Below are 11,312 nucleotides of genomic sequence, written 5' to 3' on the forward strand. Positions count from 1 at the left end.
CGAGGGGCTTGCCCCTGATGCAGCGCGTCGGTCACACCGGTGATGCCTGTACCCGTTTCGGGAGCAAGCGCCCTCGCTAAAAGGGCGGGTCAGGGGCGCCAGCGTTTGTGTTCCTGGCGCCACTGGCTCATCTCGATCACTTCAGCCGTGGGCTGGGTCTTGATTTCGAATGGGGAAGGAGCCAGTTCGATCGTCGCCGAATGGGGGCCGAACTGCGTAATCGTCCCCGGGTGGCGCTGCTCGCCGGTGACGGTGAATTCGAAGGTATAGATCCGCGCCAAGCGCTTGCGACCATTGCCATCACGGGCGAAAGTCATGCGTTTGAACGCGACGTTTTCGTCGAGTAGTTCGAGGTCGAGCTTGGCGCAATGCTGCTTGACCCTCGCCAGCGCCTTTTCCCGTAATCCATGGTTATGCCACAGCCATGCCGCACCGGTGGCGAGCAACATCAGCACTAACATATTTCCGAGGGTCAACATCGACGAATGCTCCGATAAGTACGCTCAGCTTAACTGTGTCTTCGGTCTGTCGTACAGGGTACTTTTAGCGCCATACTGCGCGCCTGAATTTTCCGCAGACTGCTCCAGGGTTTTTTCATGAAACGTACGCCACATCTGCTCGCCATCCAGTCCCACGTGGTGTTCGGCCATGCCGGTAACAGCGCCGCGGTGTTCGCCATGCAGCGGGTCGGGGTCAATGTCTGGCCGCTGAACACCGTGCAATTCTCCAACCACACACAGTATGGTCAGTGGACGGGAGAAGTGCTGGCTTCCGAGCAGATTCCTGCGCTGGTCGACGGCATCGCCGGGATTGGCGAACTCGGCAACTGCGATGGCGTGCTCAGTGGCTATCTGGGCAGCCCGGCGCAGGGTCGGGCGATCCTCTCGGTGGTGCAGCGTATCAAGGCGGCCAATCCGAAGGCGTTGTACCTCTGCGACCCAGTAATGGGCCATCCGGAGAAGGGCTGCAGTGTGGCGCCTGAGGTCAGCGATTTTCTCCTCGATGAAGCGGTAGCAGCGGCGGATCTGCTGTGCCCCAACCAGTTGGAGCTCAATACTTTCTGTGGTCGTGCTGCGCAGTCGCTGGACGATTGCGTCGCCATGGCGCGTTCGCTGTTGGCTCGCGGACCGCAAGCAGTGCTGGTGAAACACTTGGCCTATCCCGGCAAGCGTCCGGAAGATTTCGAGATGCTACTGGTGACTGCGCAAGGCAGCTGGTTGGTGCGGCGCCCGTTGCTGGCATTTGCGCGCCAACCCGTAGGCGTGGGCGACCTCACGTCGGGTGTGTTCCTCGCCCGCGTATTGCTGGGCGACGAACTGGTCAGCGCCTTCGAGTTCGCTGCCGCTGCGGTGCACGAAGTGCTGCTCGAAACCCAGGCCTGCGCCAGCTACGAGCTGGAACTGGTGCGGGCGCAAGATCGTATCGTGCACCCGCGGGTGCGGTTCGAAGCAGTGCGGTTGGCGGAGTGAACCTGACTTTTGTTCTGGCTGGGCCGGCCTCTTCGCGAGCAAGCCCACAGATCTAAAGTTTTACACCTGTGGGAGCAGGCTTGCCCGCGAAGGCGTCAGTGGCTGCGGCCTTAAAGGGCATCGCCCTTGATATCCTGATAGCGCTTTTCCAGTTCCTGACGAATCTGGCGGCGCTGCTGGGCCTGCATGTAGCGGCGCTTGCCTTCGCCGCTTTCCGGTTGCAGCGGCGGTACCTGGGCGGGTTTGCGCTGGTCATCGACCGCCACCATCGTGAAGAAGCAGCTGTTGGTATGGCGTACCGAGCGCTCGCGGATGTTTTCGGTGACGACCTTGATGCCCACTTCCATGGACGTGTTGCCGGTGTAGTTGACCGAGGCCAGGAACGTCACCAGCTCACCGACATGAATCGGCTCGCGGAAAATCACCTGATCCACCGACAGGGTCACCACGTAGCGACCGGCATAACGGCTGGCGCAGGCGTAGGCCACTTCGTCGAGGTACTTGAGGAGTGTGCCGCCGTGCACGTTGCCAGAAAAGTTGGCCATGTCCGGTGTCATCAGGACAGTCATCGATAGCTGGGCGTTTCCAGGTTCCATAGTGTGCTCACGGTAATTTGCTGTTGAGTGTCGGCACGCTCTATGGCGCTTGTGCCCATATTCACAATCCCATCTCTTTCGGGACGCTGGCAGCCCGAGGCTCGTCACGCGCGCAGGGTAAAAAACGCGTGGTGAAGCGATCTGTTTCAACATATTGCACCGGGCAGACAGCCCGAGTCTCGGTGTTATCTTGAATGCACCCCATTGATGGGGTCAATTTCCCTGGCCATCATGGAGGACTCAGCGTGCATGCCATCAGTTTTATTCAGGACCTGGCCGTGATCATGCTGGTCGCCGGCGTGGTCACCATCATTTTCCACAGGCTCAAGCAGCCTGTCGTGCTCGGCTATATCGTCGCCGGTTTCATCGTTGGCCCGCATACCCCTCCGTTCAGCCTGATCCACGATGAAGACACCATCAAGACCCTCGCCGAACTGGGGGTAATCTTCCTGATGTTCAGCCTGGGGCTGGAATTCAGCTTGCGCAAGTTGTTCAAGGTCGGAGCCACCGCGTTTATCGCCGCGTTCCTCGAGATTGCCTTGATGATCTGGCTGGGCTACGAGATCGGCAGCGCCTTTGGCTGGAGCGCCATGGACTCGCTGTTTCTGGGGGCCATCCTGGCGATCAGCTCGACCACCATCATCGTCAAGGCGCTCAACGACCTCAACATGAAGCATCACCGCTTCGCTCAACTGATCTTCGGCGTGTTGATCGTCGAGGACATTCTCGGCATCGGCATCATCGCGCTGCTGTCGGGCATTGCAGTGAGCGGTAGTGTGAGCTCCGGTGAAGTGTTCTCCACGGTCGGCAAGCTGTCGCTGTTCATGGTGGTGGCGCTGGTCATCGGTATCCTGGTAGTGCCGCGTCTGCTGGCCTATGTAGCGAAGTTCGAGAGCAACGAGATGCTTCTGGTGACCGTGCTGGGGTTGTGTTTCGGCTTCTGTCTGCTGGTGGTCAAGCTGGAATACAGCATGGTATTGGGGGCATTTCTGATTGGCGCGATCATGGCCGAATCAAAGCAGCTGGTGAAGATCGAGCACTTGGTGGAACCGATCCGCGACATGTTCAGTGCCATCTTCTTCGTTGCCATCGGCCTGATGATCGATCCGGCTATCCTGGTGGCCTACGCCTGGCCGATCGCGGTGATCACCGTGGCAGTGGTGCTCGGCAAGGTACTGACCTGTGGGCTGGGCGCGTTTATCGCAGGCAATGACGGCCGAACTTCCTTGCGGGTGGGCATGGGCTTGTCACAGATCGGCGAGTTCTCATTCATCATCGCAGCGCTGGGCATGACCTTGCAGGTGACCAGTGACTTCCTCTATCCCGTGGCGGTGGCCGTTTCGGCGATCACCACCTTGCTCACGCCTTATCTGATCCGTGCCGCGGACCCGCTGTCGCTGAAGCTGGCGGCGGTCATGCCGGTGCGTATGGCCAGGGTGTTTGGTATTTACGGCGAATGGCTGCGCAGTATTCAGCCGCGGGGCGAGGGTGCGCTGCTGGCGTCGATGATCCGGCGAATCCTGTTGCAGGTGGGCGTCAATTTGGCGCTGGTGGTGGCCTTGTTTTTCTGTGGGGGGTATTTCGCCGAACAGATTGGCGAGTACCTGAGCGCGTGGATCAATGACGGGGGCTGGCACAAAGCGTTGATTTGCGGTGCGGCCCTGCTGTTATCGTTACCGTTTTTGATCGCGGCGTACCGCAAGCTCAAGGCGCTGGCGATGCTGCTGGCAGAGATGGGCGTCAAGCCGGAAATGGCCGGGCGGCATACTGCGCGGGTACGGCGGATCATTGCTGAAGTGATTCCGGTACTGGCGCTGGTAGTGATTTTCGTGCTGTTGGCGGGGCTGTCGGCGAGCATCTTGCCCAGTACCGAGCTGCTGCTGGGGATCGCCTTGATCGCGGCGGTGCTGGTGGCGGTGCTGTGGCGGTGGTTCGTGCGCTTGCACACGCGCATGCAGGTCGCGTTATTGGAGACGCTCAACCAGAATCCCTGACGGCCGGTATCTCGGCTGATGCCGCTGGCCCCTTCGCGAGCAGAGCGCGCCCACAGCTGGACGGCTCAGGCGCAGTCAATACTATGGGAGCAGGGCTTGCCCGGCGAAGGGGCCACTCGATTCACCGGATCGGTAAGCGGCAGTACTCAGCTTTCCAGCCAGACATCCCGCGCCCAGTGCCACACCGACTCCCAGCTCTCTTCGGTGACCAGCTCTTCTTCTGCGCTCCACAGCACCACGGTGCCATCTTCTTCAACGCAGTAATAGTCATCGCCGTCCTGGCAGATCGGGATCAGCTCGCGAGGCACGCCGATGTCCCAGGCGGTTGAGGCCACATCAGGCAGATAGGTGTGAGACGCCGGATCGGTCACAGTCACCGGCTCCAGGCTGCCATAAACTACATCACTAACCGTCAGCAAAAATTCCTTGAATACAAAAGGAATGTTGATGAACAACTGCTCTTCGATCTCGACCAACTGGTCCTCGTCGGGCAATTCAAGGGGTACGGGCACCGGTTCGTTGGCTTCCCGCAGTTGTTCGATGACTTCTTCCACGTCGTGCTACCTCTCAGTCCAAATACGCGATGCGGTTATACCTTAGCTGGATATTAGTGCAATCCCACAAAAGCAAAACCCCGAGCAGATGCTCGGGGTTTGCGGGTGCAAGGTTTCATGTAGAAACTTGCCAAGGTCAGCCGTTCTGACGGATACCAGCGACCAGCCAAGGCTGGTTCTCACCAACGGCACGTTCCATGTTCCAGCTTTCGCTGAACACTTCGCCTTGGTCGAAACGCGAGTTTTTCGACACGCCGCTGAACGTCAGGGTAGCGATGGTCTTGTCGGCGCGATCGTCGACACCATCCAGTTGCACATGGAGGTCGTCAATGAAAGTGGACTGGAAGCCGTCACCCAGGCTAGCGCGTTCCTGTTTGAGGAACTGCAGCATTTGCGGGGTCACGAACTCTGAGATCTTGTCCATTTCGTTGGCGTCCCAATGCTGTTGCAGCGACTGGAAGTGAGCCCGGGCGGCAGCGACGAAGTTCTCTTCATTGAACCAGGCCGGGGCGTTGATTACCGGACGAGCGGGAGCAGGCGAACCACCGCCGAAGATCGAATTCTGTGCCGGTTGGGCAGGTTGTTCGAAAACTTCACGCTGATACGGCGAGCCAGCACCGGCCATTTGCGCGCCCTCTTGCTGCTTGCGACGGCGAGCGGCGATGAAACGGAAGATCAGGAAGGCGATGACGGCCATGATCAGGATGTCGAAGAACTGCATGCCCTGGAAGCCGCCACCCATGAACATGGAAGCGAGCAGTCCGCCAGCGGCGAGGCCGGCCAGAGGGCCCAACCAGCGCGAAGCGCCGCCGGCTGCGGCAGGTGGGCGACCGGCAGCCGATGGGCTGGCAGCAGGAGCGCTAGGCGACGCCTGGCGAGTCTGATGGCTTGGAGCAGCGCCGAAGCTTTGACCGCCACCGAAGCGCTTGGCATTGGCGTCGATGCTCATCGTCAAGCCGATGCACAGCGCCAGAGCGATGCTAAGAAAACGTTGCATTAGAATTCCCATAGAGTGGATTGCACGTGAGTCATCTTGCACAGGTGGCTGTGCCGTGACTAGTGACAGATTGTTTCGAGCTTTTACAGGATCTCGGATAACCGGACCTTTGATGGACTGAGGGGCACCCGTGTAGCGAGGGGGTTTGCCCCCGATAGGCCGTGTCAGGCACACCGCAATCGGGGACTGGCCCCTCGCTACAGGGTCGTCGGTCAGGCTGCTGATTGACCCATGGCTGCGTCAAATAGCCTCAAGCTTCGCATAGCCCATCATCAGCCACTTGCTGCCCTCATCGAAGTTGACCTGCACCCGTGCCTGAGCCCCGGCACCTTCGAAATTCAGGATCACGCCTTCACCGAACACCGCATGCTGCACCCGCTGCCCCAGGCTGAATTCGGTCTGGGGGATGCCTTCGTTGGCGAACAGGCTGCTGTTGTTCATCTTTGGCGCACCGCCGAACGGCCGGCTGACGCTGTTGGACAGACGCACTTCCTGAATCAGCCCCGCTGGTATTTCTCGTACGAAACGGGACACCTTGTTGTAGGTCTCGCTGCCATACAGGCGACGGGTCTCGGCGTAGGTCATCACCAGTTGCTGCATCGCCCGGGTGATGCCGACATAGGCCAGGCGCCGTTCTTCTTCAAGCCGGCCGGGTTCTTCGAGGCTCATCTTGTGCGGGAACAGGCCTTCTTCCAGGCCCACCAGAAACACATGGGGGAATTCCAGGCCCTTGGCGCTGTGCAGGGTCATCAACTGCACGCTGTCTTCGTGCTCGTCGGCCTGCGTGTCGCCGGCCTCCAGCGAAGCGTGGCCAAGGAAAGCCGCCAATGGCGTGAGGTCTTCGTCCTCTTCGGTGGTTTCGAAGTTGCGCGCGGCGCTGACCAGTTCCTCAAGGTTTTCTACCCTTGCCTGGCCCTTTTCACCCTTTTCTTCCTGGTGATAGGTGATCAGGCCGGACTGTTCGACGACGGTCTGGGTCATCAAGTGCAGCGGCATGTCGACGACCTTGAGCGCCAGCGTCTCGATCATCTCAAGGAAGCCGTTGAGCGCGTTGGCGGCGCGCCCGGTCACACCTTTATTGAGCACCAGCTGGCGGATGGCTTCCCACATCGACACTTCGGCATGGCGTGCATGCTCGCGGATCGCCTCGACGGTCTTCTCGCCGATACCACGTGGCGGCACGTTGATGACCCGCTCCAGCGCCGCATCGTTGCCGCGGCCGTCCATCAGCCGCAGATAGGCCATGGCGTTCTTGATTTCGGCACGCTCGAAGAAGCGCTGGCCACCGTAGATACGATACGGGATGCGCTCGCGCAGCAGCGCCTCTTCGAGTACCCGCGACTGGGCGTTGGAGCGGTAGAGGATGGCGATATCGCTGCGCGCCATGCCGGTCTTCACCGCGCTCTCGATGCATTCGACTACATAGCGAGCCTCGTCGTGCTCGTTGTAAGCGGCATACAGATTGATCGGCTCACCGTCGCCGCCGTCGGTCCACAGCTCTTTGCCCAGGCGCCCGGTATTGTGCACGATCAGGGCGTTGGCGGCCTTGAGGATACCGGCGGTGGAGCGATAGTTCTGCTCCAGGCGGATCATCTGCGAATCGGGGAAGTCGTCCGAGAACTGGTGAATGTTCTCGATCTTGGCGCCGCGCCAGCCGTAGATCGACTGGTCGTCGTCGCCAACGATCATCAGGCTCTCGCCGCCCTTGGCGAGCAGACGCAGCCAGGCGTACTGCACGGCGTTGGTGTCCTGGAATTCGTCCACCAGCACGTGGCGGAAACGCCGCTGATAGTGTTCCAGCAGGCCCTGGTTGTCGCGCCACAAGTCGAGGGCGCGCAGCAGCAGCTCGGAAAAGTCGATGACCCCGGCGCGGGCGCACGCGGCCTCGTAGGCTTCGTAGATCGAGCGCATGGTCGCCAGGAACAGATCGCCACCCGGCTGAATGTGCTGCGGGCGCAGGCCTTCATCTTTTTGACCGTTGATGAACCACTGAGCCTGACGCGCCGGCCAGCGTTGCTCGTCCAGCCCCAGCTCGCGGATCACCCGCTTGACCAGGCGCTGCTGGTCGTCGCTGTCGAGGATCTGGAAGTTCTGGTTGAGCTTGGCCTCCTGCCAGTGCGCGCGCAGCAGGCGATGGGCCAGACCGTGGAAGGTCCCGACCCACATGCCAGCAGGGCTGATGCCCATCAGCTGCTCGATGCGATGGCGCATCTCGGCCGCGGCCTTGTTGGTGAACGTCACCGACAGCACCGAGTGCGGCGATGCGTTTTCGACCTGCATCAGCCAGGCGATGCGGTGCACCAGCACGCGGGTCTTGCCGGAGCCGGCACCGGCGAGGACCAACTGACGGCCAACCGGCGCGGCGACAGCCTGGCGCTGGGCGTCGTTGAGTGAGTTCAACAGGAGGGAGAGGTCATCATGCATCCCGCCATTTTAAGGGCAAATGGGTGGGCTGTACCACCGATAAGTCGGCGGGACATCGATAGCGATCTTGAGGATCTCTTCGCGGGCAAGCTTTGCTTCCACAGGCGTTCACCCGTGGGAGCGAGGCTTGCCCGCGAAGAGGTCGCTGCGGCCGACGAAAACCCCACGCCACCACTGATCGGGCAGGGGCGCCCGTATCACAGAGCAGGGCAGTCCTCCCTATGGATATTTCCCCCCATTGTGTATGCTCAATCAACGTTAATGGCTGCCAACTACAAGAATATCCACCATGACCTTCGCCTCCGCCCGCCCGGCGTCCCCCGAGGATGCCGCGCCGCCCGTGGAACCTGCTTTTGCCGCGCAACTGGCGGCCGAGCGCACGCGCCTGCTGTATCAAGGTTCACTGCTCCCCACACTGTTCATGCTGATCAACGGCCTCGTCTGCTCGTGGCTGCTGTGGAGCCCGCGCCACTATGTATTGGTGAGCATCTGGCTGGTGTGGCTGATGCTGCTCGCCGCGTTACGGGTGATTCAGGTCGCCGCCTTCGACAGTGCCATGCCAGCGCGCCAGTCCGATCCGCGCTGGCTGCGACGCTTCCTGCTGGGGGCGGGCCTCAGTGGCCTGACCCTCGCAGCAGGCGCCATCGCCCTGACCCCGGTCAACAGCTTCATCCAGCAGGCGTGGCTGTTCGGCCTGCTCGGCGCCGCCGCGCTATCGGCCAGCATCGCCTACGCCGTCAGCCTGCCGGCCTTTCTCACCTTCACCTTGCCGTGCCTGCTGCCGCCGGTCGGCTATCTGCTGTTGTGGGGCGATGAACACCAGCGCGGCTGGGGCTGGCTGGGCCTGATGCTGCTGGTGTCGCTGGCAATCGTCGCGTGGCAGGTCAACCGCCTGATCGAACGCAACCTGCTGCGGCGCTTCCAGAACCAGGCCCTCATCGAGCGCCTGCAAGCCGAACGCATTCACGGCGAACAGCTTAACCAGGAGCTGGCCGAGGAGGTGCAACACCGCCGCGCCGTCGAAGACACCCTGCGCGAAACCCACGCCGAACTCGAAGTCCGCGTCGCCGAGCGCAGCCAGGCTCTGGACCACGCCAACCAGGCCCTGAGCAAAAGCGAGGAACGCCTGGCCCTCGCCCTCGAAGCCAGCGAGCTCGGCCTGTGGGACTGGAACCTGCAGACTGACGAAGTCCACCACAGCGAGCTCAAACGCCTGTTCGGCCTGGATGAAAGCTCCGTGTCACTGATGCTCAAGGACCTGCGCCCGCGCCTGCACCCTGACGACATGCCGTTGCTGAAGAAAACCCTCACCAACCACCTCAAGGGACGCACCACCGACTACCGCGTCGAATACCGCGTGCGCCACGAAGACGGTCGCTGGTTGTGGGTCGAAGACCACGGCCGCGCCGTCGAACGTGGCCCCCGCGGCCGTGTGCTGAGGATGATCGGCACCCGCGCCGACATCAGCAAACGCAAGGCCTGGCAACAACAACTGAGCCTGGCCGCTACGGTATTCGAAGCCATGAGCGAAGGCATCGTGGTACTAGATGCCGCCTTTGGCGTGCTGGCTGTCAACAAGGCCTTCACCGCCATCACCGGCTACAGCGAAGCTGACGCCATGGGCTTCAACCTCATCGAACTGCCCTGCAGCCACGATGCCCGGCGGCAGTTCCAGGCCATCTGCCAAGCCCTCGAAGAGCGCGGCGGCTGGCAAGGCGAACTGGTCGAGACGCGCAAGAACGGCGAACTCTACCCGCAATGGATGCAGCTCAGCGTGGTCCGCGATCGGCTGGACAACATCAGCCATATCGTCGGCTTCTTCTCCGATCTGTCCGGGCGCCGCGCCTCCGAAGAACGCATGCGCTTCCTCAGCCACTATGACGAACTCACCGGCCTGGCCAACCGCGTACTGTTCCGCGAGCGCCTGCAAGAAGCCGCCCTGCGCGCCACCCAGCGGGGCAGGGCGCTGGCCTTGTTGCACATCGACATCGACCGCTTCAAGCTGATCAACGACAGCCTCGGCCACGACACCGCCGACCAGGTCCTCAAGGAAATGGCCCGGCGCATCAGCAACGCCCTGCCCGAAGCCGACACCATCGCGCGCCTGGCCGGCGACGAATTCGCCGTGCTGTTCGACGCCTACGCCAACCTCTCCAGCCTCGCCCGCGTCACCAGCCGCCTGCTCGGCAAACTGCGCGCGCCACTGCTGATCAACGGCCACGAACTGATCATCGGCGCCTCCATCGGCATCAGCCTGCTGCCCGATAACGCCCGCGTCGCCACCGACCTGGTCGCCCAGGCCAACACCGCCATGCAACACGCCAAACACCTGGGCGGCGACACCTTCCAGTTCTTCACCGAAAGCCAGCGCGCCAGCACCCTTGAGCGCCTGCAACTGGAAAACCAACTGCGCAAGGCCATCGACGAGCAACAGCTCGAAGTCTTCTACCAACCCAAACTCCACGTCCCCAGCGGCCGCCTGGAATCCGCCGAAGCCCTGGTGCGCTGGCGCCACCCGACCCGCGGCCTGGTGCTGCCCGGCGAATTCATCCCCCTGGCCGAAGAAACCGGCCTGATCGGCGCCATCGGCGAATTCGTCCTGCGCCAAGCCTGCTGGCAGGCCCAGCAATGGCAGCGTCACGGCCTCGCCCCAGTACGCGTTTCGGTCAACCTCTCGGTGCACCAGTTGCGCCAAGGCAAGCTGGTCAGCCTGGTGCGCCAAGTGCTTGATGACACCGGCTTGGCAGCCCGCTGCCTGGAGCTGGAGCTCACAGAGAGCCAATTGCTCGATAGCATCGAACACATCAGCCTGACGTTTCAGCAGTTGCGGGAAATCGGCGTCAAATTGGCGATCGATGACTTCGGGACGGGGTATTCGTCGTTGAGCTATCTAAAGCGCTTACCGGTGGATTACGTGAAGATTGATCAGGCGTTTGTTCGCGGGCTGGATGAGGCGCGAGAGGATGTAGTGATTACCCAGGCGATCATTGCCATGGCTCATAGCCTCGGGTTGCAGGTGGTGGCGGAGGGCGTGGAGACGCAGGGGCAGTTGGAGATACTGAAAGAGCAGGGGTGCGATGAGATTCAGGGGTATCTGATCAGCCGGCCTTTGCCGGCTCATGATATGGCGCAGGTGCTTATCAGAGACCAGCGGGGGTGGTCGGTGGAGAGTTGAACCCCCAGCGGCGATTGGAACCTCTTCTGCGCCCGTATCAATTACCGCAACGAAATCTGCTTCGCAGCAACGTCGATACGCCAATACGGGGGATTGCCATCGC

The 11,312-nt window shown here is 61.6% G+C and carries 8 protein-coding genes; 3 read left to right on the forward strand and 5 right to left on the reverse strand.

Annotated features, from left to right (window positions below):
• Nucleotides 1–89: 89 nt before the first annotated feature.
• A complete protein-coding gene (locus LIX93_RS10005) occupies nt 90–479 on the reverse strand; it encodes a DUF3301 domain-containing protein (RefSeq protein ID WP_226503880.1) in 390 nt (129 codons plus the stop codon).
• A 117-nt stretch (nt 480–596) separates the two neighbouring features.
• On the opposite strand from LIX93_RS10005, the gene pdxY reads away from it, so the two are divergent.
• Nucleotides 597–1,469, forward strand: a complete 873-nt coding sequence (pdxY, locus tag LIX93_RS10010; RefSeq protein ID WP_226503881.1) for a pyridoxal kinase PdxY — start codon at nt 597–599, stop codon at nt 1,467–1,469.
• A gap of 110 nt (nt 1,470–1,579) precedes the next feature.
• On the opposite strand, the gene LIX93_RS10015 is transcribed toward pdxY, so the two are convergent.
• Entirely contained in the window at nt 1,580–2,065 is a 486-nt protein-coding gene (locus LIX93_RS10015; protein ID WP_226503882.1) for an acyl-CoA thioesterase, read from the reverse strand.
• Nucleotides 2,066–2,310: 245 nt separating this feature from the next.
• Between LIX93_RS10015 and LIX93_RS10020 the strand changes: the two genes are divergently transcribed.
• Nucleotides 2,311–4,059, forward strand: a complete 1,749-nt coding sequence (locus LIX93_RS10020) for a cation:proton antiporter (protein ID WP_226503883.1) — start codon at nt 2,311–2,313, stop codon at nt 4,057–4,059.
• A gap of 146 nt (nt 4,060–4,205) precedes the next feature.
• Here the strand turns inward: LIX93_RS10020 and LIX93_RS10025 are convergent, their stop codons facing one another.
• The 3 genes from LIX93_RS10025 to uvrD all read right to left on the reverse strand — a co-directional run bounded on the left by LIX93_RS10025 (nt 4,206) and on the right by uvrD (nt 8,034).
• On the reverse strand, nt 4,206–4,613 hold the full coding sequence (locus LIX93_RS10025; RefSeq protein WP_226503884.1) for an SMI1/KNR4 family protein: 408 nt from the start codon (nt 4,611–4,613) through the stop codon (nt 4,206–4,208).
• A gap of 136 nt (nt 4,614–4,749) precedes the next feature.
• Nucleotides 4,750–5,610, reverse strand: a complete 861-nt coding sequence (locus LIX93_RS10030) for a Tim44 domain-containing protein (RefSeq protein ID WP_226503885.1) — start codon at nt 5,608–5,610, stop codon at nt 4,750–4,752.
• 240 nt (nt 5,611–5,850) lie between these two features.
• Nucleotides 5,851–8,034 carry a DNA helicase II gene (uvrD, locus tag LIX93_RS10035; protein WP_226503886.1) on the reverse strand — a complete coding sequence of 728 codons (2,184 nt, stop codon included), beginning with the start codon at nt 8,032–8,034 and terminating at the stop codon, nt 5,851–5,853.
• Nucleotides 8,035–8,323: 289 nt separating this feature from the next.
• Between uvrD and LIX93_RS10040 the strand changes: the two genes are divergently transcribed.
• A complete protein-coding gene (locus LIX93_RS10040) occupies nt 8,324–11,209 on the forward strand; it encodes an EAL domain-containing protein (RefSeq protein ID WP_226503887.1) in 2,886 nt (961 codons plus the stop codon).
• The last annotated feature ends 103 nt before the right edge of the window (nt 11,210–11,312 follow it).

Origin of the sequence: Pseudomonas sp. MWU16-30317, assembly GCF_020515695.1 — a bacterium.
In the GTDB taxonomy this organism is placed as follows: Bacteria; Pseudomonadota; Gammaproteobacteria; order Pseudomonadales; family Pseudomonadaceae; genus Aquipseudomonas.